This is a genomic window from Pseudoflavonifractor sp. MCC625 (assembly GCF_018784545.1).
Classification (GTDB): Bacteria; Bacillota; Clostridia; order Oscillospirales; family Oscillospiraceae; genus Pseudoflavonifractor_A; species Pseudoflavonifractor_A gallinarum.
Window position 1 is genome coordinate 67,227 of sequence record NZ_WQOJ01000030.1, and the last position, 22,599, is coordinate 89,825.

The following is a 22,599-nucleotide window of genomic DNA, read 5'->3' on the forward strand; positions in this document are numbered from 1 at the left end:
GAGAGAAATCCCATGTGTTTGAGAAGAAAAAGAGGAGAGAAACATGATCAGTTTGCTGCTGGCGGAGCAGATCGGAGAGCTGTTCCTGATGATTTTGCTTGGGTGGGTCCTGGTGCGGAGCGGACTTCTGCGCTCTGAGGACAGCCGAAGTCTTTCGGTGGTGACCCTTTACCTGGTCTCGCCCTGCGTGATGCTCAACGCCTTTCAGATTGAGCGGACGCCGGAGCTGGTGAAAGGACTGCTCCTCTCTCTGCTGACGGCGGTAGTCATCCATGTGGTTCTCTTTTTGCTGGTCACCTTGCTTGGAAAGGTATGGCGGTTTCGTGCGGTGGAGCAGGCCTCTGTGATGTATTCCAATGCGGGAAATCTCATCATCCCCATCGTCAGTGCGATCCTGGGCAAAGAGTGGGTGGTCTTCACCAGCGTCTTTCTGGCCATTCAGGTCCCGCTGCTGTGGACACACTGCCGGATCCTCCTCAGCGGGGAGCGGGAGGTTTCCCTCCGGAAAATTTTGCTTAACCCCAATATTTTGGCGGTGCTGGCGGGAGTCGTTCTCTTTGCAGCGGGCATCCGGCTGCCCGAGCTGCTGACGGGCGCCATGGAGGGGATGGGCGGCATGATCGGGCCGCTCAGTATGGTGGTGGCCGGTATGCTGATCGGCGGGATGGACCTGAAGAAGGCCTTCTCCTTCCGGGGCATCTGGAAGGTGACGGCCCTGCGCCTGGTGGTGGTCCCGCTGATCCTGCTGGGGCTGCTGAAATTCAGCGGGCTTTCCGCCCTGGCGGAGAACGGCGAGACCATCCTGCTGGTGAGCCTTCTGGCCGCCATTACGCCGTCGGCGGCCACGGTGACCCAGATGGCACAGCTCTATGACCGGGAGGCCGACTATGCCAGCGCCATCTATGTGGTGACGACCCTCCTGTGTATCGTGACCATGCCCATTCTGGTGGGTCTCTATCAGATGGGATAGGCGCAGAGGTTCAGGGCTGGAGCTCCCGCCAATGGCGCAGCAGGCGGAGGGCCTCCGGGGTGAGGAGCAGGAGGGCCGCCAGGTTGGGCAGGGCCATGAGGCCGTTGAAGATGTCGGCCAGCTGCCACACGGCGGACACGTCCCCCACGCTCCCCAGCACCACCGTCACCAGAAAGACCACCCGGTAGAGGGCGCAGGCCCGGCGGCTCCCGGTGAGGTAGGCGAGGCCCCGCTCCCCGTAGTAGCTCCATCCCAGCAGGGAGGTAAAGGCAAAGAGGAGCAGGCACACCGAGACGAAGAGTCCCCCGTAGGGGCCGAACACGGTGGAGAAGGCCGCGGCCGAGAGGGGGGCGCCCAGCAGGGTGCCCGAGACATGGCCCCCGGCGATGGCGTCCAGGGCGGCCTGCGGATCGTACACGCCGGAGGTCAGGATGACCAGCGCCGTGATGGAGCAGACCGTCAGGGTGGCGATCCCCACCTCAAAGATCCCCCACATGCCCTCCTCGGCGGGATCGGTCACCTGGGCAGCGGCGTGGGCCATGGCGGAGGAGCCCATGCCGGCCTCGTTGGTGAAGACCCCCCGGGCCACGCCGTAGCGCATGGCGGCGGCCAGGCCATACCCCGCCGCGCCTCCCAGGGCGGCCTGGGGACACAGGGCGCAGGAGAAGATCTGGAAGAGGGCGGCGGGAAGGGCGTCGGCGTGGCGGAGGATAACAAAGAGCCCGCCGGTGAGGAAGAGCCCCGCCATGGCCGGGACCAGCTTCTCACTGACCGCGCCGATCCGCCCCACCCCGCCCAGGATGACCGCCCCGCAGCCCAGGGCCACCGCCAGACCGATGGTCAGTGGATCCCAGCCCAGGGTACTGTGGAGGGCGGCGGCGATGGAGTTGGCCTGCACCAGGTTCCCGCCTCCCAGGGAGGCTGCCACACAGCACAGGGAGAACCAGAGGGCCAGGGGCCGCGACCCAAGGCCCCGCTCCATGTAGCACATGGGGCCGCCCTGCCAGCCGCCGCCGGGGGCGCGCTCCCGGTAGCGCACGGCGAGGGTCTTTTCCGCGCAGCTGGTCATCATGCCCAGCAGGGCGGACACCCACATCCAGAAAACCGCCCCCGGACCGCCGTAGAAGATGGCGGTGGCCACCCCGGCGATGCTGCCCGTGCCGATGGTGGAGGCCAGGGCGGTGGAGAGGGCCTGAAACTGGGTCAGCCCCCCGGAGGACCGCGCTCCCCGCCGGCGGAAGAGGGAGCCCACGGTGGCGCGGAGCCAGCGGCGGACCTCGAAGATCTGAAAGAAGCCGGTGCGCAGGGAATACCATAGCCCCGTCAGCAGAAAAAGAAGCAGAAGCCAGGGGTTCCAGATGGCGTCCCCCAGCGCGGTGAGAAATGACATAGTTTACCCTCCGTCCGTTGCGCAGATCCGGGGGTACCCCCGGTGATACACAGGTATGCGCCGGGCGGGAGGACCATGTCCCTCAAAAAAGAAATCAAAAAAATTTGAAAAAACAGTTGCAATTTCAGGGGAAAGGTGGTAGTATATCAGTTGCGTTTATGACGACTGATCCCCTGGGAGAAAGAGGTGAACATAAAATGAAGGAAGGCATCCATCCCAATTACGAACAGACTACCATTAAGTGCGCCTGCGGTAATGTGATCGAAACCGGGTCTACCAAGAAGGACATTAAGGTTGAAGTTTGCTCTAAGTGTCACCCCTTCTTCACCGGCAAGCAGAAGATGGTGGATACTGGCGGACGTGTCAGCCGCTTCAACAAGAAGTTTGGTCTGGATCAGAAGTAAGATTCCAATGAAAACCCGTACCGGTTCCGGTACGGGTTTTTCTGTACCCGCCCCCCGGAGCATCCGGGCGGAGCATCCATCCAAGGAGGGACAACCATGTTCAGGAAGATCAGACCGGAGGAGATCGATCAGAATCTCTTCTCCATGCTCAACGACCAGTGGATGCTGGTCACGGCCGGCACGCCGGAACACTGCAACACCATGACCGCCTCCTGGGGCGGACTGGGTGTGCTCTGGCGCAGAAATGTGGCCATGTGCGTCATCCGTCCCCAGCGCTACACGATGGAATTTGTGGAGCGGGAGGGATACTATACTCTGTCCTTCTTTGGCGACAAGTACCGCCGGGAGCTGGCCCTGTGCGGGGCCAAGAGCGGCCGGGAGCTGGACAAGATCCGGGAGTGCGGCTTCACCGTGGCCGCGGCGGAGGGGAACGCCCCCTATTTTGAGGAGGCCGAGCTGGTCATCGTCTGCCGCAAGCTCTACTGGCAGGACCTGGAGCCCGGACACTTCACCGACCCGGCGGTGCTGGAGCAGTGCTATCCCGAGAAGGACTATCACCGGATGTATATCGGCGAGATCGTGGAGGTCCTGCAAAAAGCATAAGGGACGCCCACAGGAGGTACTATGACCGAACAAAACACGAAAGAGATCAACCGCGCCGTGCTGGTGGGCCTCTCCGCCCACTGCCTGAGCGCCGAGGAGAACGCCACCGAGACCACCATGGAGGAGCTGGAGGACCTGCTGGAGACGGCGGGAGGCACCTGCGTGGGCTCGGTGCTCCAGAACAAGGACACCCCCGATCCCCGCACCTTCATCGGCGAGGGCAAGGTGGCCGAGGTGCGGGAGCTGGTGGAGAACAGCGGAGCGGACATGGTCATCTTTGACAATGCCCTCTCTCCCTCCCAGCAGCGGGTACTCTCCGAGGAGCTGAAGGTGGCGGTGATGGACCGCTCGGCCCTCATTCTGGACATTTTTGCCCAGCGGGCCCGTACCCGGGAGGGCCGCCTCCAGGTGGAGCTGGCCCAGTACCAGTACCTGCTCCCCCGGCTGACCGGCATGTGGGGACACTTGGTGCGCCAGACCGCCTCGGGCGGCAAGTCCCCCATCGGCACCCGCGGCCCCGGTGAGACCCAGCTGGAGACCGACCGCCGCCACATCCGCCGCAAGATCTCCAAGCTCAAGGAGGAGCTGGAGGAGGTGCGCCGGGTCCGGGGCGTCCAGCGGGAGCGGCGCATCAAAAACGAGGTGCCGGTGGTGGCCATCGTGGGCTACACCAACGCGGGCAAATCCACCCTGCTCAACAAGCTGACCGGGGCGGATATCCCCGCCAACAACCGCCTCTTCGATACCCTGGACACCACCACCCGCACGCTGGAGATCTCGGACACCTGCACCGTGCTCATCTCGGACACGGTCGGGTTCATCTCCAAGCTGCCCCACCACCTGGTGGAGGCCTTCAAGGCCACGCTGGAGGAGCTGAGCTACGCCGATCTTCTGCTGCACGTGATCGACTCCTCCAACCCGGAGTGGCGGGACCAGGCCGCGGTGGTGGAGAAGCTCATCGTGGAGCTGGGGGCCGCCGAGACCCCCCGCATCGACGTATTCAACAAGTGCGACCGCTATACCGGGGAGATCGTGCCCCACGGGGAGGATATCGTGGCCATCTCGGCCAAGACCGGCCAGGGGCTGGACCAGCTGCTGGAGCAGATCGGCAAGCGGCTGGATACCGGTGCCTGCCGGGTGGTGCTCCACCTGCCCTATGACCAGGGCGGGCTGCTGGATATGCTCTACCGGGATGCCAAGGTGGAGCAGGTGGAGTATGGGGAGACCATCGAGGTGACGGGCATCCTCACCCCCATCCTGCTGGGGCGCATGAAGGACTATATCGTAGAGGGCTGGAAACCGCCCAAGGAATTCTGGGAGGACTGAGGAGGAGAGAGGATGCGTCTGGAAACCGAACGGCTGATCCTGCGGCCCTTTGAGGCGGGGGACGCGGAGGAGCTCTTCTCCTACGCCCAGGACCCCAGGGTGGGTCCCCCCGCGGGCTGGAAGCCCCATGAGAGCCTGGAAGAGAGCCGGGAGATCATCCGCACCGTATTCTCCGAGCCCGGGGTCTTTGCCGTGGTACACCGGCAGGATGGACGGGTCATCGGCTCGGCGGGCTTCACCGGGCGGCACCGGAAGGAGGCCGGAGGGCCGGACGACGAGATCGGCTACTCCCTGGACCCGGCCTACTGGGGACGGGGACTCATCCCCGAGGCGGTGGAGGAGCTGCTGCGCTACGGGTTTGAGGACCTGGGCCTCCACACCATCTGGTGCGATCACTATGACGGCAATCAGAAGTCCAAGCGGGTCATCCGGAAGTGCGGCTTTTCCTTCCGCTTCCTCCGGATGCAGCGTCTGACCGCGTTCGGCGGGGAGCCCCGCCTGACGCTGTGCTATGCCATGACGCGCGCGGACTGGGCGAGAACAAGGGGAAAGTGAGGGGCGGCGATGACCGAGTACTATATCCCCACGGGGGATGCGGAGACCGAGTTTGTGGAGAAGCGCTCCCGCTTCATCGGCCATGTCTGGCGGGTGGAGTCCGAGGAGGAGGCCCGGGCCCGGATCGAGGCCACCAAGAAGAAATACCACGACGCCCGGCACAACTGCTGGTGCTATCTGATCCGGGAGGGCGGGATCGTCCGCTACTCCGATGACGGGGAGCCCCAGGGAACCGCGGGACAGCCCATGCTGGGGGTGTTCCAGAAGGAGGAGATCACCAACGTCTGCTGCGTGGTGACCCGCTACTTCGGCGGCATCCTGCTGGGGGCGGGGGGCCTGGTGCGGGCCTATACCCGCTCGGCCAAGGACGCCCTGGACGCGGCGGGCCGTTCCGTAGTCCGCCGCTGGGTGGATACGGCCGTGCCCTGTCCCTATGCGATGTTTGAGCGGGTCAAGCTGGAAGTGGAGGCCTGCGGCGGCGTGCTGGGAGAGACCGAATACGCCGCTGACGTCACCGTCCATGCCCTCCTGCCGGAGGGGGCGGTGGAGCCCTTCCAGGCCCGCATTACCGAGCTCACCGCCGGCACCTCCGCGGCCCAGGTGGTGGGAGAGGTATTCAAGGACGTACCCATCGGCTGAGTGAGGAGGAGAGAACATGACAGAGGAACTGTATCTGGAGACCGAGCGCCTGGTGGGCCGGGTCCCGGAGGAGTCCATGGCCGCTCTGGTTCTGGATTTCTACACCCGCAACCGGGACTTTCTGGAGCCCTATGAGCCCGAGCGCGCGCCGGAATTCTACACGCTGGAGGAGCAGAGCCGCCTGCTCCGGCAGGCCCGGATCGACCGGGAGGAGGGCCGGGGCTATTCCTTCTGGCTCTTCCGCAAAGGGGAGCCGGAGCGGGCCATCGGCTACATCGCCCTCAACAACATCGTGCGGGGTGCCTTTCAGTCCTGCTTCCTGGGCTGCAAGATGGACGGGAGCGAGATCAACAAGGGCTATATGACCGAGGCGGTCAAGGCCTGCGCCGCGTTTGCCTTCGGGACGCTGGGCCTGCACCGCATCGAGGGGAACATCATGCCCCGCAACCGCCGCTCCCTCCGGGTGGCGGAGAAATGCGGCTTCCGGGAGGAGGGCCTGGCCCGGGCCTATCTGCGCATCCACGGGGTGTGGGAGGACCACATCCACATGGTCCGTCTGGCCGACGACCCGGTGTAAGCCGGAGTGCAAAAAAATTTTTGCAAAAAGAAGGATTTTCACGCCGGAAAGCGTATATAGTAATTGGAGTGCCTTTTCAGTCGTTTCGGGAGGAGGAGCGCCATGACAGTACGGGAAGCGGTGGAACAGGCCCAGCGGGAGCAGCTGTCGCCCTGGGCCTGCCGGGCGGAGGAGAGCCGCGGCCGGGCCCGGCCGGTACCGCCCTGTCCCATGCGCACGGACTTTCAGCGGGATGTGGACCGGATCGTCCACTCCAAGGCCTTCCGGCGGCTGATGCACAAGACCCAGGTCTTTCTGGCCCCCGAGGGGGACCACTACCGTACCCGCATGACCCACACCCTGGAGGTGGCCCGGGTGGCCCGGACCATGGCCCGGGGACTGCGCCTCAACGAGGACCTGACCGAGGCGGCCGCCCTGGGGCACGATCTGGGGCACACCCCCTTCGGCCACGCCGGGGAGGCTGTCCTCAACGAGATCATGCCCGGCGGGTTTGAACACAATGTCCAGTCCCTCCGGGTGGTGGAGCGGCTGGAGCAGGGGGGCGCGGGACTCAACCTCACCTGGGAGGTGCGCAACGCCATCCGCTGCCATACCGGCGCGGAGGAGGCCGCCACCCTGGAGGGACGGCTCATCCGCCTGGCCGACCGGATCGCCTATATCAACCACGATATCGACGACGCCATCCGGGGCGGCGTGCTCTATCCGCTGGATGTGCCGCTGGAGCTGTCCCAGGTGCTGGGCTTCTCCCACGGGGAGCGGATCGACACCCTGGTCTCCGACGTGATCGAGCAGAGCCGGGACAAGGGAGAGATCTGCCAGTCGGAGCCCTGCCGCCGGGCCATGGAGGAGCTGCGGGCCTTTCTCTTTGCACGGGTCTACCACAGCCCCCTGGCCAAGGGGGAGGAGCGCAAGGCCCAGGATATGCTCCGCTTTCTCTTTGAGTACTACCGGAAGGAGGCCGACCGCCTCCCCGGTGAGTTCCAGGAGATCCGGGCGCTGGAGGGGACCGAGCGGGCGGTGTGCGACTACATCGCCGGCATGACCGACAAATACGCCGTGGAGCAGTTCCGCACCCTGGCCATCCCAAGGGCCTGGGCGGTAAAATGAGGGGAGAGGGGGGAGCGCCATGGCCATACCTGAGGCATTTATCGACGAGCTGGTGGCCCGGAACGAGATTTCCGACGTGGTCTCCTCCTATGTCCACCTGACCCGAAAGGGAAACAATCTCTGGGGCCTGTGCCCCTTTCACAACGAAAAGACCCCCTCCTTCTCCGTGGCGCCCGAAAAGCAGATCTACCACTGCTTCGGCTGCGGCAAGGGCGGCGGGGTGATCTCCTTCATCATGGAGATGGAGAACCTGCCCTTTGTGGAGGCGGTGCGTTTTCTGGCCCAGCGCTCCGGCATGGAGATGCCCGAGCAGGGGGAGAATGAGGGATACCGCCGCCGGCGGGAGCGGCTCCTGGCTCTGAACAAGGACGCGGCCCGGTTTTTCCACGAAAAACTGCGGGCCCCGGAGGGAAGAGCGGGGGCGGAATATCTCTTCCAGAAGCGGGGCCTCTCCCCAGGGGTGGTCACCCGCTTTGGACTGGGCGTTGCCCCGGAAGGGTGGGACAACCTGATCCAGGCCATGATGGAGAAGGGCTATACCAAGCGGGAGCTGCTGGATGCCGGACTGGCGGTGGACAACAAAAAGGGGCGGATCTATGACCGCTTCCGCAACCGGGTGATGTTCCCCATCATCGACCTGCGGGGGGAGGTCATCGGATTCGGCGGCCGCGTGCTGGACGACTCCACGCCCAAGTACCTCAACTCCCCGGATACGGTGATCTACAACAAGAGCCGCAACCTCTTTGCCCTGAATATCGCCAAAAAATCCAAGCAGGGCCGGATCATCCTCACGGAAGGGTATATGGATACCCTCTCCCTCCACCAGGCGGGGTTTGACTGCGCGGTGGCGAGCCTGGGCACCTCCCTGACCCAGGAGCACGCCCAGCTCCTCTCCCGGTATACCAAGGAGGCGGTCATCGCCTACGACGGGGACGGCGCGGGGATGAAGGCCGCCCAGCGGGCCATCCCCATTCTGGAAAAGACGGGCATTCAGGTCAAGGTCCTCCAGATGCGGGGGGCCAAGGATCCGGATGAGTTTATCAAGAAATACGGCCGGGAGGCCTTTGCCAAGCTGCTGGATCAGAGCGAGAACCACATTGAGTACCGCCTGCGTCAGATCCAGGTGAAATACGACCTGAGCGACGACGCCCAGAAGGTGGAATTTCTCCGGGAGAGCGCCGCCATGCTCTCCACCCTCCCCAGCCCGGTGGAGCGGGAGATCTACGGCGGCCGGGCCGCCCAGGCGGCGGGGATCTCCCCCCAGGCCATGGCGCAGGAGATCCAGCGGGAGTATCAGCGCCGGCTCCGGCAGGCCAAGAAGCAGCAGGAGCGGCGGGACCTGACCCCGGCGGCCCAGCTTCAGCCCCGGGAGTACGGCATCCGCTATCCCAACATGCGCTCGGGACGGGCGGAAGAGGGGGTTTTGCGGCTGATGCTGCTGGAGCCCGCCCTCTTCCGGGAGAGCGAATCCCTGACGCCGGAGCAATTTTCCGTCCCGGTGCTGGGGCGGGTATACGCCCTGCTGCGCCAGCGCTTTCAGGAGGGACGCAGCACCCAGCTGGCCGCACTGGCGGGCGAACTGACCAGCGAGGAGATGAGCTTCCTGGCCGGGGTGCTGGAAAAGCCGGAGTCTCTGGCCCACAGCCAGCAGGCCCTGCGGGATTACATAGCCATCATTCAGACCGAGGCCCTCAAGCGGGCGGGGGAGAGCGCAGTGGACCCCCTCCTGGCGGCCGCGGAAAAATTTAGAGAAAAAAAAGCCTACGGAGGATGAGCACATGAGTGAAAAGAAAGTAAACGCGGCCAAGGGTGCCAAGGGCCCCAGCGAGGCTCAGATCGAAGCCGGACGCCTGGAGATCATGAAGGTCGTGGAGGGTGTGCCCGGTGCGGAGAAGCTCAGCGAGCTCATCGAGCGGGGCAAGAAGAAGGGCAAGCTCTCGGCCAGCGAGCTGATGGACGTGCTGGAGAACATGAATCTGGAGAGCGACCAGATGGACAAGATCTACGATACCCTGGAAAACCTGGGTATCGACACCGCCGGCGAGGATTATCTCCCCGACCTGGGCGATGACATCGTCCCCTCCATCGACGATCTGGAGGACATCCCCGAGGAGGAGATCGTAGATCCCAACACGCTGGTGGACGCCTTCAACATCGACGACCCCGTGCGCATGTACCTCAAGGAGATCGGCAAGGTCAACCTCCTCTCCCCCGACGAGGAGATCCAGCTGGCCCAGGACATGGGCGCCGGTGACGCCGCTGAGGAGCAGTGGGCCGAGATCGAGAAGGCCCGCAAGAACGGGGAGGACTATCCCCTCACCGCCGAGGAGGAGGCCGCCATCAAGAAGGCCATCCGCCGGGGCAAGGCGGCCAAGCAGCGTCTGGCCGAGGCCAACCTCCGTCTGGTGGTCTCCATCGCCAAGCGCTATGTGGGCCGCGGCATGCTCTTCCTGGACCTGATCCAGGAGGGCAACCTGGGCCTCATCAAGGCCGTGGAGAAGTTTGACTACACGAAGGGCTACAAGTTCTCCACCTACGCCACCTGGTGGATCCGGCAGGCCATCACCCGCGCCATCGCCGACCAGGCCCGTACCATCCGCATCCCCGTCCACATGGTGGAGACCATCAACAAGGTCATCCGCGTCTCCCGTCAGCTCCTCCAGGAGCTGGGCCACGATCCCAGCCCCGAGGAGATCGCCGCCGAGATGTCCATGCCGGTGGACAAGGTGCGGGAGATCCTGAAGATCGCCCAGGAGCCGGTCTCTCTGGAGACCCCCATCGGCGAGGAGGAGGATTCCCACCTGGGCGACTTCATCCCCGACGAGGACGCTTCCGAGCCCTCCGAGGCCGCCAGCTTCACCCTGCTCAAGGAGCAGCTGGTGGACGTGCTCTCCACCCTGACCCCCAGGGAGGAGAAGGTCCTCAAGCTCCGCTTCGGCATCGAGGACGGCCGCACCCGCACCCTGGAGGAAGTGGGCAAGGAGTTCAACGTCACCCGTGAGCGTATCCGCCAGATCGAGGCCAAGGCCCTGCGGAAGCTCCGCCACCCCAGCCGCTCCAAGAAGCTCAAGGACTTTTTGAACTGATATCATAAGAGAAAATCGATCTGGGTGTATTTGGAAGCCTCAGTTCGATGTATGACATGTGCCCCTCAGGACACGGCAATCAGCCGTTGGTCCTGAGGGGCATTTTTTGTGCGTTGTATTCGGCAAAATCACAAAAGAAGCGCGCCGCTTTATGGCCTTGCGTGGGAAGGCATGGACTGTGCGGGAGACCCGGAAGAATGTATGAAAATTTACAAAATAATTGTACAATCTTTATTTTGCTCTGAAATAGCCCGGATGTGATTTTAAATGGGAAGAAGAAAAATGTACAGATAAAATGGATATTTTCCCTTGGGGTGGTCTGCCTGCAGAAGGGAAGAAAGCGGAGACTCTGCTTTACGAGAACTTATCGGAAGGCGGATATCAGACTTTACAGAGAATATTTATACTTATCCTATGGATCCCCTGAAGAAAGGTTCGCATGTATGGAAAACCGTATTTGGGGTAAGGACAGCCGCTGGGTTGACACAGGGGTGCCCTTGTACATTTGAGAGCGAAGAGAGGTAATTTGCTATGCACATGAGACGATGGATGGCGACCGCGCTGAGCGGGGCGCTGATGCTCTCCATCCTTCCCACCGCCATGGCAGCCGCGCCGGAAGGCGTACAGGCCATGACGCAGGAGCGGGTGGATCAGGCCAATGAGGCCTATAATGATGTCCCTGCGGCGCTGGAATTCATCAGTATGTCGGATACCCATGTCTCCAGCTATGAGAAGTGGAAGAATGTCTTCACCAATATCAAAGACTGGGCTGTGGACAATGGGTTCGAAACCGATGCGGTACTGGTGGACGGCGACGTGGAGGCCAATGAGCGCCTGGAATATCCAGACAGCAGCCGCGACTTCTACAACGCAGTCATCCAGCTGATGGATGAGACCTTCGGCAAGGAGATGCCCATTCTCTATGCCGTAGGCAACCATGACCGCCCCGGCGACTACATGATACCCATGTTCAGCGAGGCGAAGGCGGACGGCCGTCCCAACTGGTATTTTGAGCAGGCGGACGGCGGCGATTACAGCAACTACCATGTGGAGATCAACGGCTACGACTTTATCTCCCTGGATTACCGCAATTACCAATCCTTCCTCTCTCAGGCGCTGGAGGAGATCTCTTCGGCCGAGGACTACGACATGGGCAAGCCCATCTTCGTACAGGTTCACAGCGGCCTCAACGGAACCACCTGGGGCGGCTATCAGGATATTGTGGGTACCGCGATCCAGAATGCATTGGCGGACTATCCGCAGGCCATCGTGTTTACCGCCCACTCCCACTACAGCAATGAGGCGGAGAACGGGATCTACCAGGATGACTTCACAGTGGTGAACAACGGCTCCATGGACTATGTGGAACTGCCCTCCAGTCTGGAGCCGGTCCTCCCGCCCGCCCAGGGAAAGTATGAGGGAGATCAGCTGGTGGAGTATGAGCGCACCTGTAATTTCGTCTCGGTCCTAGAGGACGGTACCACGGTCATCCGCCGCTTTGATGCGACCAATGAGCGCTGGATGGGAATGCCCTGGGTCATCGAGACGCAGGAGGGGACCGACGGTTTCCGCTACACCAGCGACCAGCGCAGCAAGGTCGCGCCCTGGTTTGAGGAGGATGCCCAGATCTCCATGTCCGAGGTCAGTGAGACCGGCGCCACGCTTACCTTTACCCAGGCGGTGGACGATGAGCTCACCGAGCACTATGAGATCTCGGTCAAGGAACTGCTGGGCAACAAGGACGCCACTTACTCTGTGGCTCCTACCCTCTTCGGCGGCAATGAGCCCAAGTCCTATACCGGGTCCTTTACCGTCTACTCCCGGTTCTACCTGCGGCCCTATCCCACCGAGATGACCCTGCTCTTCTCGGAGCTGAAGCCGGGCACGCTCTACCAGATCCAGGTCACTGCCGTGGATAACTTCGGCAATCAATCTACGCCTCAGAGCATCACCTTCCAGACTGCGGGAGAGGGTGCGGACCTGCCGGAAGGGGACTATCCCGCCCTGCTGGCCGAGGCGGTGGAAAAGGCCCAGGCTCTGCTGGAAAAGGCGGAGGCCGGCACAGATGGGGTCTATCAAATCACATATCCCGCCGCCACGATCCAGGCCCTGAAAGAGAAACTGAGTGAGGTCGCTGCCGGTCAGGATGCGGCAGAAGATCTCCAGCGCTACATCTGGATCAGTGAACTGGAGTCCCTCATGGAGCAGGCTGAGGCAGGGAAGGAAGTCTCCCTGGACCCGCCCACCGTCCTGCCCGAAGGCATTTGGGATGGCCTGCAGATGGACCTGCAGTTTGAACATGACCTGACGGATGGAGCCGACAGCACCGCTGCGGTGACCACTGACGACACCATTAGCTACGAGTCCGGCGTCAACAACGGCACTGCTGTCCGCCTGGAGAGCGGAGAGCGCATTGATCTGGGCGCCCGGGAGACCCTGGATCAACTGGGCAAGGACCAGGACATGACCATCAGCTTCTGGTATAAGCCCTATACCGCCAGGGCCGATCAGACCATCATGGGCAACAAGAGCTGGAGCAGCGCCACCAATTCCGGTGTGATTTTCGCCTATGATTACAACGACGGCACCCCCGACCATATCAGCGGCTCCATTGGGCCGGGCAACGGAAACTATGATCAGACCGCCTACATCCGTTTCCGTGATTTTGACAAGAACGAGTGGTCCATGATTACGCTGAAAGTGGACCGCCAGGCCAAGACCTATACCACCTATGTCAACGGCATCCCCTATGCCAGCGGAAGCCTGCACGAGAATGCCACGCTGACCTCCGGCTCCCCCTTCTACATCGGCGGAACCGATCTGGATTTCGGGATGGATAACCTGCGCATCTGGAATCGCGCCCTGAGCGACGCGGAGATCGCCGCAGTCTATGGTACGGATCTCAAGGGGGAAAGCCAGCCCGAGGAGAATCAGATTTCCGTCTCGGTCTCCGGCCCTGCGCAGGCCGGTCAGAACGCCCGTGTTCCCTATGTGTTCTCCGCGGAGGGGAGCGATGAGGGCCTCAAGACCATCCATCTGACCTTCCAGGTACAGGGAGAGGGCCTCTTTGCCGATGCCGCCTCTCTGGTGGCGGCCGATCCCTTTACGCTGCTGACCTACAAAAAGACTGCACAGGAAGACGGCTCCCTGCGCTATGATGCGGTGCTGAGCTATGGCCTTTCCGATGTACAGGCTCTGGCGGAGCAGAAGGACATGATGACCCTGTATATCCGTACCCTGGAATCTGAGGGCAACCTTACGGTCACGTTGAACGAGGTCAAATGCAACGACGGTGTTCAGGGACAGGTGAACGCGCAGGCTGCCGCGGTCACGACGGCGGTGAGCAATCGCTATGATGTGAACGGAGACGGTACGCTGGACATCAACGACATCGCGGCGGCTCAGGACTTCTATCAGGTTAGAGAGGGCGATTCCGGATGGGATGAGGCCCAGAAGGCCGACGTAAACCAGGACGGCAGAGTCGACCTGCAGGATCTGGTGGAGATCGCCGGGGCCTACCTGGATGGGATGACGGTAACGGCATGATCTAAGCACGGATTTCTTTCCACAAAACTGACGTGTGGCCCGGGCGGTACTTCCGTCCGGGCCGCACATTATGGAGCACTCCTCCACAGTCCGCAGGGGCGCTTTTTCGTTTCGGAAAAAAGCAGCTCTCCCGGTTTGCGCCAGACGCGCCGGGAGAGCTGCTTTCTTATCCCTCCCGCGGGTCCGGATCGCCGTCCAGGGAGGAGAAATAGGTGTAGAAGGGGAGTAGGAAGTCGTATCCCTCCAGCAGAGTGTCCACCAGGTCGTGGGAGTAGAGAAGGTCGTCCAGCTTGTGATCGCACTCCAGCGCCAAACTCTTCTTGTTGTACCAGGGAGCGAGAAGGGGGGAGGGAGGGGCCCCCTTGGGACGCTTGTAGTCCACGCCGGTGAGCTGAAAGACCGCCTGCCGGTCCAGGCTGCGGACCAGGCGCTCAAAGGGCGCGGGGTCCCGGTCCAGCCGGGCGCGGAACTTGGCCATGGTCAGCGGAGTGGCCGAGTAATACCCCAGACCGTAGGACCAGCCCTCCGGCTCTAGCTCAAACCAGAAGACCGGGCGGGTGGAGAAGGCGTCCTCGGTGGGGCGCTCCATGGACCACCAGAGATGATCCTTATAGGGGCCTCTGCCGTGCAGGCGCCGGGCGTCCCGGTAGATACGGGAGACCTTGCAGCACAGGCCCGGCACCTGGTGCCGGGCCTGGAAGGCGTCATAGACCTCCTGGGCCAGGGCCTTCATGGGCTGATAGAAATGGGTCAGATACTCCTCTTTGTGGGCCTGAAACCAGGGGCGCTCATTGTTGAACCGGATGCCCCACATAAAGTCGATGGTGGCATCGGAAAAGCCTTGAAACATAGGGGAATCCCTCCTTGAAGTGATAAACAGGAGCGCGGGTCAGAGATGACCCGCGCTCCATGTGGCGAAAAAACTCAAGTTCCGGTCTGAGCCTCCGGGGGAAGGACCGGCACATTGGGATCGGTGGATGCAGTGGGCGCCGGTGTACTGCTGGGGGGTGCGGAGGTGGTAGGCGCCGGAGTCGGTGTCGACGAGGGCGCCGCAGTGGGAGCGGGGGTACTGGAGGGCGCCGGTGTGGGCGCCGGTGTCGCGGTGGGGGACGGCGTGGGCGTCGGTGTGGGCGTGACAGGCACCTCGGTCATCAGACCGGTGGAGGTGTCGATGCCCAGACGGGCCGCGTCAGCGGGGTTATAGAAGTAGACCGCGTTGCGTACATCGAAGCGGTCGTTGTGGATGACCGTGTCGCTGATGACCTTACCGTTGGCGTCCCGCAGGCGCTGATGGACCTCCACCACCTTGCCGGTGTAGGCGGTGCGGGTGGGGTCCTTCTGGGGCTTGGAGCCCTGGGGCACCGAGCTGTTGGGCTCGTAGACGGTCTTGGGGGCGGTGGTGCTCACCACCACCGAGTAGGGATCGCCGTAGATACCGGTGGTGTTGGTGCCGTAGATGGTGACGTTGCAGTACCGGGTGCCGCCGCTCTTGGTGAGAGAGGCCACGATCTTGATGGGGTAGTCGGTGTTGTTCTTGAACCGGAAGTCCAGGCTGTTGCTGTAGACCGTGGCATCCAGGCCGGAGGGGAGATACCCCACGTCGTACTTGTGCTTGTGGCGCTCCACGGTCTCCAGATTGGCCTTGAGGGTCGTATAATAGAGGGTGGAGGAGAGCTGGCACACGCCGCCGGCCCAGGTGTCCTGGGTGGTGCCGCTCACATAGGCGCCTGCCTTCTGATAGCCGCCGGCCTGGGAGTAGGGACCCACCGTGGCGTTGTAGGAGAAGGTCTCGCCGGGGAGAAGAATGGTGCCGTTGACCCGCTGGCAGGCCAGATCCACATTGTGCCAGCGGGAGGAGCCGCCGGCGGTCTTGGTGGAGGACTTGCCCAGGACATCCTTGAAGAGGTTGGCGTTGAGCTTGGCGGTGGTGATGTTGGGCTCCTCCTTCTCCAGAGGCACGGAGCAGACCTCACCCTCCGCGGTGTCGGCCAGGGCGGTACGGGCGGCGTCCGTGTCAAACCGGATGCCGGTGACCGAGGGGATGATCTCCTTGGTGTTCTTGTCCAGGTAGGCGTCGGCGGGCTCGGTGTAGACCTCCTGATAGATGGCCTCAAAGTCGGGCTCGGGGGGCTCTTCCGTCATCACGGGGACCTCGATGGGTACAGGGGCGGAGGTGCCGCCCTCGGACAGCAGGGTCTGGAACTCCCGCAGGAGCTGCTCCTCCAGGGCGTCCACGTCGATGGCCTGCCCGGTGGTGCCCTTGGTAAAGTCCAGCGTGTCGGCCGTTACGGTCCAGCTGGTCTCCACCATGGGGTTGGAGATATGCTCCTCCGCCTGGGTGATGGAGGCGGGGGTCTGGGAGAAGGAGAGCTGGACCTCCACCTCGCTGGACTGCCCTGCCAGGGCGGAGAGGAAGCGGAAGCCGCCGGCCGCCGCGCCGCCCTTTTGGTTGTCGTTCCAGGCCGCCTCTACCGCGCCGGAGATATCGGCGCTCAGGGCATCCCCGGAGACAGTAAAGGTGCTGCCGTTGCAGGTGAAGTCAGCGGAGAGGGACGAGAGCCGGGCGGGAAGCTCCGCCTCCAGCTTGGCCTGGGCCTCTTCCCGGGTCAGACTGCCCACCTGGATGCCGCTGATGCGGGTGTTGGGCAGCAGCTTCCCGCTGGTGGCAGCATAGGCGCACATACCGGCGTAGCCGGCACAGAGCAGCAAAAGGAAAATGAGTACACCGACCAGGACCTTGGGTGGTCGGCCGGATTTTCTGCGTCTGCCGCCCTCCGGGTCGGGCATGACGCGTTTGCCTTTCGAGTGTTCCATGGATATCAACTCCCAATATTGAGGTAACGAACTGGATACGCTCTCCATTATAGGTGTCCCTGCCCCAAAATGCAATTACAGAACGGTTACAGGGCTTATTCCTGCCGGTTTGCGCTCCATCTAAGCGTGTTGTATGAGTTTGAAGTACTTTTTAGACGTGCCAAAAGGGATTCGGTTCCCTGTGTGGGGCGGGTTTAAAAAAATTTAAATATATTTTTCATCGATTCTTTCAGAGTTCTGTGCTACAATCAGAGATAATAAGAGTGGAAAAACCATTGCCGAACAGGAGGGCCCGGATATGGCGGGTTATGGGAAGAAAGATACAAATAACAGTGAGATCGGATCCTGGATCCTGATCGTGCTTATGCTGGCGCTGTTTTGGCCGGTGGGGCTGTTTCTGCTGTTCCGGAAATTGACCGAGAACAACCGCCCGGCGAGCCATGGGCGTTCGGCCCCCACCGGACGGACCTATGTGCAGCCCGGTACCCAGGGCGTGCACCAGGAGGAGCGGCCGGTGGTACGCCGGCGGACGGAGGTGCGCCAGCCCGGCACCCAGGGGGTATCCACCGGAATGGGGGCAGCGCGGAAGGTCCAGCGCCGGGTCCCGGCAGAGCAGGAACACCTGCGCCTGAACCGGGGGAAGAGCATGATGATCGTCGGCGGCGTGATTGCGGGCGTCTTCGGTCTGGGCACTGCCAGCGCCATCCTGGAGATGGTGGAGAGCCTGTTCTGGGGTGGCAATCCCATCTGGTATCTGGAGGACGTATTCTTCCCCCTGGGCTTTTGCTGCGCGGGCTTCGTGGTGCTGGCCGTGGGGATGAGCAGGAACAAAAAGGCCCGCCGGTTCCGCAAGTATCTGGCGCTGATCGGACACCAGACCTCGATTTGGGTGGAGACCCTGGCCCAGGCCATGCCGGTGTCGGTGCATACGGCCTGTGATGATCTGCAGGAGATGCTGGATGAGGGCCTCTTGCCCACCGGCTATCTGGACATGAGCACCGGACGCCTCATCCTCAGCGACGAGGGAATTCAGGAGGAGAAGCCTGAGCCGAAGCCCGAACCCGCCCAGGGAGAGGACGACCGGACGCTGGCCCAGATCCGCGCGGTGAACGACGCCATTGAGGACGCCGCCATGAGCGAGAAGATCGACCGCATCGAGGAGATCACCCGCAAGATCTTTGAGTATCAGAAGAAGAACCCGGAAAAGGGCGGCCAGCTGCGCAGCTTCCTGAATTACTACCTTCCCACCACGCTGAAGATCCTCAACTCCTATGCCCAGCTGGAGGAGCAGGGCGTGGAGGGCGAGAACATCAGCGCCGCCAAGGTCCGCATCGAGGGGATGATGGATAAGGTGGTGGAGGGCTTTGAAAAGCAGCTGGATAAGCTCTTTGAGAACACGGCCATGGACATCACCACCGATGTGAAGGTGCTGGAGCAGATGCTGGAAAAGGACGGTCTCTCCCAGAAGGGAAGCGGCCTGACCCTGGGCGGCTGATCTCCCAAGGGGGCCGCAGGGTGTCCGAAAAGAGAGGCGGCGCATAGGATACTCCGGGAGGAGAGACCATGCAGCTGACCGAACACATTTTAACACGAAACGACTGCTATAAGGCGGGGCGCACCATCGTACCCAAGGGCATTATGGTCCATTCCACAGGGACGCCGCAGCCGGACGTGAACGTCTGGCTGCGGCTGTGGGACCAGCCGGGGGTGGATAAATGCGCCCACGCCTTTGTTCATGCCGACGGCGTGACCGAGACCCTGCCCTGGAACTGGCGGGGCTGGCACGCCGGGACGCCGCCCAACGGCGGCACGTCGGCCAACAACACCCACATCAGCTTTGAGATCCTGGAGCCCGCCGGGCACACCTACCAGGGCGGGACCATGGTGGGCTATGACGCGGAGAAGAATGCGGACTATTTCCGGCGGGTCTACACCAACGCCGTGGAGCTGTGCGCCATGCTCTGCCGCAAATACGGCCTGGACCCCCTGCGAGACATCGTGGACCACCGGGAGGGCTACCAGGAGGATATGGCCAGCAACCACGCCGACGTGTCCCACTGGTTTCCCAGGCACGGCAAGAGCATGGATACCCTGCGGGCCGATGTGAAGGCCCTTCTGGAAGGAGAGGACGAGTTGACACAGGAGCAGTTTGACGCCATGTTTCAGACCGCCATGGCGGCCTACCGCAAGGAGCAGGCGGCTAAGCCGGTCAGTTCCTGGGCGGAGACGGACTGGGAGGCGGCGGTGCAGGCGGGGCTCTTTGACGGGACCCAGCCCTGCGCCCCCCTGACCCGGGAGCAGGCCGCCGTCGTATTCCAGCGCATGCAGAAATAACAGTGCGGGCATACCCGGGAAGAGGGGACTTTCCGGGGATGCCCGCTTTTTGACTGGATTACTGGTGTTTGACCAGAGCCTCTCCGGCGGTGTAGATGTCGCCGGCGCCCACGGTCAGGATGAGATCCCCCGGACGGGCGATCTCCCGCAGGAGAGCCGTGACCTCCTCCAGGGTGGCGCAGTAGCGGCTGCCCGGGATCTGCTCGGCCAGGTCCCGGGAGGAGATGCCCAGGGTGTCGGTCTCCCGGGCGGCATAGATCTCGGCCAGGATGGCCAGATCAGGCTCCCGGAGCACCTGGACGAAATCGGAGAAGAGGGCCTTGGTCCGGGTGTAGGTGTGGGGCTGGAAGGCGCAGATGATGCGCTTATAGCCCATGCCCTTCACGGCGGAGAAGAGAGCCTGGAGCTCTCCGGGATGGTGGGCATAGTCGTCGTAGACCTCCGCCCCGTGGAAGCTGCCCTTGTGCTCAAAGCGGCGGCCCGCGCCGTGGAAGGCTGCAAGCCCCTCCTCCACCGCGGCAGGGGGGAAGTGCAGGGCGATGGCCGAAGCGGCGGCGGCCAGGGCGTTTTTCACATTGTGTACGCCGGGGACCTGGAGCTCCACATGGGCGAATTTCTCCCCGCGGCAGATCACGTCAAAGGCGGGCAGGCCGTTGACCCAGGTCAGACCGGCGGCGTGGACGTCGCCCTCCTCCAGACCGAAGGTGAGGATGGGACGCTCCTCCCCCTCCAGGGCGTGCATGGTGTTGGCATCGTCCCGGTTGGCGATGATGAGACCGCCCTCGGGCACCCGGTCGGCAAAGGCGCGGAAGGAGTGCTCCACATCCTCCAGATCCTTGAAGAAGTCCAGGTGGTCGGCCTCGATGTTGAGGATCACCGCCACGGTGGGGAAGAAGGAGAGGAAGGAGTTGCAGTACTCGCAGCTCTCCAGAATGATGGTGTCCCCCTTGCCCACACGGTGGCCTGCGCCCAGCAGGGGAAGGGTACCGCCGATCATGACGGTGGGGTCGGCGGCGGCGGCCATGGCGATGTGGGTGCACATGGAGGTAGTGGTGGTCTTGCCGTGGGTGCCCGCGATGCACAGGGCGTTGCGGTAGCCCCGCATGATGGAGCCCCAGGCTTGGGCCCGTTCAAAGACCGGGATGCCCAGACGGTGGGCCTCGGCGATCTCGGGGTTGGAGTCGTGGGCGGCGGCGGTGCGGATGATGAGATCGGCGCCGGCGACATTTTCGGCCCGGTGGCCGATGTCCACCCGGATGCCCAGGGAGCGCAGATGCTCCGTGGTGGCGCTCTCCCGCATATCGGAACCGGTGATGGTCATACCGGCCCCGTGGAGGACCTCCGCCAGAGGGGACATGGAAACGCCGCCGATGCCGACCAGATGGGCCCGCCGGCCGGGACGCAGATAATCATGGATGTCAGTTGCAGCCATGGGTTTACACACCCTTTCCAGAAGTTTATAATGACGATATGGTATCGTATTGCGCCCTGGGCGCAGAGGGAAAACAGATTTGGAACATATTATTATATACCGCAGTATAGTCCCCTTACAAGAGAAAAATACGGGAAATGGGGTGGTATGGTGAAAGAGCTGTACATACCGGACGGCGTGCGGAGGTGCCGGGACCGCCTGTGGGAGGCGGGGTGGCCCACCTATCCGGTGGGCGGATGTGTCCGGGATCTGCTCCTGGGACGGACGCCGGGCGACTTTGACCTGACCACGGCGGCACGGCCCGAGACCGTGATGGCCCTCTTTCCCCGCACCGTCCCCACGGGCATGCGCCACGGGACGGTCACCGTGCTCACCGGGGACGGGCCGGTGGAGATCACCACCTTCCGGCGGGAGAGCGGCTATACCGACGGGCGCCACCCGGGCGAGGTGCGCTTTGACGCCACGCTGGAGGAGGATCTGGCCCGGCGGGATTTTACCATCAATGCCATGGCTCTGGCCCCGGACGGAGGGGTGATCGACCCCTTCGGCGGACGGCAGGATCTGGAGCGGGAGCTCATCCGGTGCGTGGGAGAGCCGGAGAAGCGCTTTACCGAGGACGCCCTGCGGATGTTCCGGGGGGTGCGCTTTGCGGCCCAGCTGGGGTTTGAGCTCCAGACCGACACGGCGCGGGGCATCTGGCGGTGTGCGGCGCTGGCCGAAGTGCTCTCCCATGAGCGGGTGCGGGGAGAGCTGGAGAAAATCTTGTGCTCTCCCCGGCCGGGATGGGCCCGGATGCTCTTTGACACCGGGCTGATGCGGCGGTACGAGTGTATCCCCCGGGGGGCCTTCGTCACCCTGAGCCGTCTGCCCCGGACGCCGGAGGCCCGCTGGGCGGGCTTATGCTCCGTGGTGGGAGAGGAGGGACCCTCCCTGTTGGAGACGCTGCGCCTGGAGAGAAAGACCATCCGGGCCTGTGCCGACGGATTCCGGCTGTGGAAGGGGGGACTGCCCCAGACCGACGAGGCGTGGCGGCGCGCCCTGTGGGAGTATGGCGTCGACGGGGCCCGGGCCGGGGCCTGGATGGGCGACTGGGAGGGCCGTGAGAGCTCCCCTGCGCTGGAGCAGGTGCTCCGCCGGGGGGATTGCTGGAACGTGAAGGACCTGGCCCTGTCTGGGCGGGACCTGGCGGCCCTGGGCTACCGGGGGAAGGACATCGGCGCGGCCCAGCGGCAGCTGCTGGACCACGTACTGGAAGACCCCTCTGCCAATACGCCGGAGCGGCTGCGGGCCTATCTGAGCGAGACATCCGAGACAATCGAGGAGGATACGACATGCTGACCTTGCATACCGAGGGGGAGGGGATCGCCCTGACCCTGACGGCCCAGAGCATGGGCCGGGACTGGAACGTGACCATCACCGGAGGGGAGGTTCCCCATCTGGGGGCGGCGGCGCTGGGTGCGCCCTACCGCCATCCGGACGGGAGCATCGGCTCCAGCGCGTCGGTGCTGGTCCTGCCCAGCCATAAAGAGGACGGCGTGGTGAAAAAGGCCGCCGAGCGGCTGGCCAAGCGGCTGGACTGCGCGGTCCTGGTGAGCGGCGGCATCCATGTGGACGGCATCACGCCGGAACAGATCGGCGCGGTGGTCGCCCTGGTCGGAGCGGCTGTGGATCGGCTGGCAGAGCAGATGGAGCAGGAAGCGAACAGAGCGTAAAAAGGTGCCGCCCGGAGGTTCGGGCGGCACCTTTTTGGGCGGAGAGAGACGAAATGACGCAAAAAATTTACAGATTTGTACTTGATATCGGAAATGGATTCCGT

At 63.2% G+C, this 22,599-nt stretch carries 19 protein-coding genes; 15 read left to right on the forward strand and 4 right to left on the reverse strand.

The features are described from left to right. Nucleotides 1-43: 43 nt before the first annotated feature. The gene (locus GPK94_RS07670; RefSeq protein WP_215655412.1) at nt 44-970 is read left to right on the forward strand and encodes an AEC family transporter; all 927 of its coding nucleotides are present in this window, start codon (nt 44-46) and stop codon (nt 968-970) included. 10 nt (nt 971-980) lie between these two features. On the opposite strand, the gene GPK94_RS07675 is transcribed toward GPK94_RS07670, so the two are convergent. Then, nucleotides 981-2,360: an alanine/glycine:cation symporter family protein gene (locus tag GPK94_RS07675; protein ID WP_215655414.1), complete on the reverse strand. Its 1,380-nt coding sequence runs from the start codon at nt 2,358-2,360 to the stop codon at nt 981-983. A 197-nt stretch (nt 2,361-2,557) separates the two neighbouring features. On the opposite strand from GPK94_RS07675, the gene rpmE reads away from it, so the two are divergent. From rpmE to GPK94_RS07725, 10 genes are all read left to right on the forward strand, one after another. Beyond that, on the forward strand, nt 2,558-2,764 hold the full coding sequence (gene rpmE, locus GPK94_RS07680; RefSeq protein ID WP_101693566.1) for a 50S ribosomal protein L31: 207 nt from the start codon (nt 2,558-2,560) through the stop codon (nt 2,762-2,764). Between the two features lie 96 nt (nt 2,765-2,860). Further along, nucleotides 2,861-3,367 (forward strand): flavin reductase, encoded by a 507-nt coding sequence (locus tag GPK94_RS07685; RefSeq protein WP_101693565.1) that lies wholly within the window; start codon nt 2,861-2,863, stop codon nt 3,365-3,367. Between the two features lie 21 nt (nt 3,368-3,388). Beyond that, the gene (gene hflX / locus GPK94_RS07690; protein ID WP_186962827.1) at nt 3,389-4,693 is read left to right on the forward strand and encodes a GTPase HflX; all 1,305 of its coding nucleotides are present in this window, start codon (nt 3,389-3,391) and stop codon (nt 4,691-4,693) included. Nucleotides 4,694-4,705: 12 nt separating this feature from the next. Beyond that, a complete protein-coding gene (locus tag GPK94_RS07695) occupies nt 4,706-5,248 on the forward strand; it encodes a GNAT family protein (RefSeq protein WP_215655416.1) in 543 nt (180 codons plus the stop codon). Between the two features lie 9 nt (nt 5,249-5,257). Beyond that, nucleotides 5,258-5,887, forward strand: a complete 630-nt coding sequence (locus GPK94_RS07700) for a YigZ family protein (protein WP_215655418.1) — start codon at nt 5,258-5,260, stop codon at nt 5,885-5,887. Nucleotides 5,888-5,903: 16 nt separating this feature from the next. Next, nucleotides 5,904-6,464, forward strand: coding sequence for a GNAT family N-acetyltransferase (locus GPK94_RS07705; RefSeq protein ID WP_101693561.1), 561 nt, complete (start codon nt 5,904-5,906; stop codon nt 6,462-6,464). Between the two features lie 102 nt (nt 6,465-6,566). Beyond that, a complete protein-coding gene (locus tag GPK94_RS07710) occupies nt 6,567-7,571 on the forward strand; it encodes a deoxyguanosinetriphosphate triphosphohydrolase (protein WP_195278337.1) in 1,005 nt (334 codons plus the stop codon). Between the two features lie 19 nt (nt 7,572-7,590). Next, complete coding sequence (dnaG, locus tag GPK94_RS07715) at nt 7,591-9,345, forward strand: DNA primase (protein WP_101693559.1); 1,755 nt, start codon at nt 7,591-7,593, stop codon at nt 9,343-9,345. A 4-nt stretch (nt 9,346-9,349) separates the two neighbouring features. Further along, a complete protein-coding gene (gene rpoD / locus GPK94_RS07720) occupies nt 9,350-10,657 on the forward strand; it encodes an RNA polymerase sigma factor RpoD (RefSeq protein WP_186962825.1) in 1,308 nt (435 codons plus the stop codon). Nucleotides 10,658-11,188: 531 nt separating this feature from the next. Continuing rightward, the gene (locus tag GPK94_RS07725) at nt 11,189-14,203 is read left to right on the forward strand and encodes a LamG-like jellyroll fold domain-containing protein (protein WP_215655421.1); all 3,015 of its coding nucleotides are present in this window, start codon (nt 11,189-11,191) and stop codon (nt 14,201-14,203) included. Nucleotides 14,204-14,369: 166 nt separating this feature from the next. Here the strand turns inward: GPK94_RS07725 and GPK94_RS07730 are convergent, their stop codons facing one another. Continuing rightward, nucleotides 14,370-15,053: a DUF2461 domain-containing protein gene (locus tag GPK94_RS07730; RefSeq protein WP_215655423.1), complete on the reverse strand. Its 684-nt coding sequence runs from the start codon at nt 15,051-15,053 to the stop codon at nt 14,370-14,372. A 74-nt stretch (nt 15,054-15,127) separates the two neighbouring features. Continuing rightward, on the reverse strand, nt 15,128-17,017 hold the full coding sequence (locus GPK94_RS07735) for a VanW family protein (protein WP_215655425.1): 1,890 nt from the start codon (nt 17,015-17,017) through the stop codon (nt 15,128-15,130). Between the two features lie 298 nt (nt 17,018-17,315). Here GPK94_RS07735 and GPK94_RS07740 point away from each other — a divergent pair, with 298 nt between their 5' ends. Continuing rightward, a complete protein-coding gene (locus GPK94_RS07740) occupies nt 17,316-18,512 on the forward strand; it encodes a 5-bromo-4-chloroindolyl phosphate hydrolysis family protein (protein ID WP_101693556.1) in 1,197 nt (398 codons plus the stop codon). Between the two features lie 68 nt (nt 18,513-18,580). Next, the gene (locus GPK94_RS07745) at nt 18,581-19,351 is read left to right on the forward strand and encodes a peptidoglycan recognition family protein (protein ID WP_215655427.1); all 771 of its coding nucleotides are present in this window, start codon (nt 18,581-18,583) and stop codon (nt 19,349-19,351) included. A gap of 58 nt (nt 19,352-19,409) precedes the next feature. On the opposite strand, the gene murC is transcribed toward GPK94_RS07745, so the two are convergent. Further along, nucleotides 19,410-20,783: a UDP-N-acetylmuramate--L-alanine ligase gene (gene murC / locus GPK94_RS07750; RefSeq protein WP_215655429.1), complete on the reverse strand. Its 1,374-nt coding sequence runs from the start codon at nt 20,781-20,783 to the stop codon at nt 19,410-19,412. Between the two features lie 147 nt (nt 20,784-20,930). On the opposite strand from murC, the gene GPK94_RS07755 reads away from it, so the two are divergent. Further along, nucleotides 20,931-22,121, forward strand: a complete 1,191-nt coding sequence (locus GPK94_RS07755; protein WP_215655431.1) for a tRNA nucleotidyltransferase — start codon at nt 20,931-20,933, stop codon at nt 22,119-22,121. Then, nucleotides 22,115-22,495 carry a hypothetical protein gene (locus tag GPK94_RS07760; RefSeq protein ID WP_193536436.1) on the forward strand — a complete coding sequence of 127 codons (381 nt, stop codon included), beginning with the start codon at nt 22,115-22,117 and terminating at the stop codon, nt 22,493-22,495. The genes GPK94_RS07755 and GPK94_RS07760 overlap by 7 nt, the downstream gene beginning before the upstream one ends. Nucleotides 22,496-22,599 lie beyond the last annotated feature (104 nt).

What these genes read in the sequence shown, in the direction of transcription:
- GPK94_RS07695 (WP_215655416.1), top strand. Translation starts at nt 4,706, where the DNA reads ATGCGTCTGGAAACCGAACGGCTGATCCTGCGGCCCTTTGAGGCGGGG.
- dnaG (WP_101693559.1), top strand. Translation starts at nt 7,591, where the DNA reads ATGGCCATACCTGAGGCATTTATCGACGAGCTGGTGGCCCGGAACGAG.
- GPK94_RS07735 (WP_215655425.1), bottom strand. Translation starts at nt 17,017, where the DNA reads ATGGAACACTCGAAAGGCAAACGCGTCATGCCCGACCCGGAGGGCGGC.
- GPK94_RS07725 (WP_215655421.1), top strand. Translation starts at nt 11,189, where the DNA reads ATGCACATGAGACGATGGATGGCGACCGCGCTGAGCGGGGCGCTGATG.
- GPK94_RS07730 (WP_215655423.1), bottom strand. Translation starts at nt 15,053, where the DNA reads ATGTTTCAAGGCTTTTCCGATGCCACCATCGACTTTATGTGGGGCATC.
- GPK94_RS07710 (WP_195278337.1), top strand. Translation starts at nt 6,567, where the DNA reads ATGACAGTACGGGAAGCGGTGGAACAGGCCCAGCGGGAGCAGCTGTCG.
- GPK94_RS07760 (WP_193536436.1), top strand. Translation starts at nt 22,115, where the DNA reads ATGCTGACCTTGCATACCGAGGGGGAGGGGATCGCCCTGACCCTGACG.
- murC (WP_215655429.1), bottom strand. Translation starts at nt 20,783, where the DNA reads ATGGCTGCAACTGACATCCATGATTATCTGCGTCCCGGCCGGCGGGCC.
- rpmE (WP_101693566.1), top strand. Translation starts at nt 2,558, where the DNA reads ATGAAGGAAGGCATCCATCCCAATTACGAACAGACTACCATTAAGTGC.
- GPK94_RS07670 (WP_215655412.1), top strand. Translation starts at nt 44, where the DNA reads ATGATCAGTTTGCTGCTGGCGGAGCAGATCGGAGAGCTGTTCCTGATG.
- GPK94_RS07705 (WP_101693561.1), top strand. Translation starts at nt 5,904, where the DNA reads ATGACAGAGGAACTGTATCTGGAGACCGAGCGCCTGGTGGGCCGGGTC.
- hflX (WP_186962827.1), top strand. Translation starts at nt 3,389, where the DNA reads ATGACCGAACAAAACACGAAAGAGATCAACCGCGCCGTGCTGGTGGGC.
- GPK94_RS07685 (WP_101693565.1), top strand. Translation starts at nt 2,861, where the DNA reads ATGTTCAGGAAGATCAGACCGGAGGAGATCGATCAGAATCTCTTCTCC.
- GPK94_RS07745 (WP_215655427.1), top strand. Translation starts at nt 18,581, where the DNA reads ATGCAGCTGACCGAACACATTTTAACACGAAACGACTGCTATAAGGCG.
- GPK94_RS07740 (WP_101693556.1), top strand. Translation starts at nt 17,316, where the DNA reads ATGGCGGGTTATGGGAAGAAAGATACAAATAACAGTGAGATCGGATCC.
- GPK94_RS07755 (WP_215655431.1), top strand. Translation starts at nt 20,931, where the DNA reads ATGGTGAAAGAGCTGTACATACCGGACGGCGTGCGGAGGTGCCGGGAC.
- rpoD (WP_186962825.1), top strand. Translation starts at nt 9,350, where the DNA reads ATGAGTGAAAAGAAAGTAAACGCGGCCAAGGGTGCCAAGGGCCCCAGC.
- GPK94_RS07675 (WP_215655414.1), bottom strand. Translation starts at nt 2,360, where the DNA reads ATGTCATTTCTCACCGCGCTGGGGGACGCCATCTGGAACCCCTGGCTT.
- GPK94_RS07700 (WP_215655418.1), top strand. Translation starts at nt 5,258, where the DNA reads ATGACCGAGTACTATATCCCCACGGGGGATGCGGAGACCGAGTTTGTG.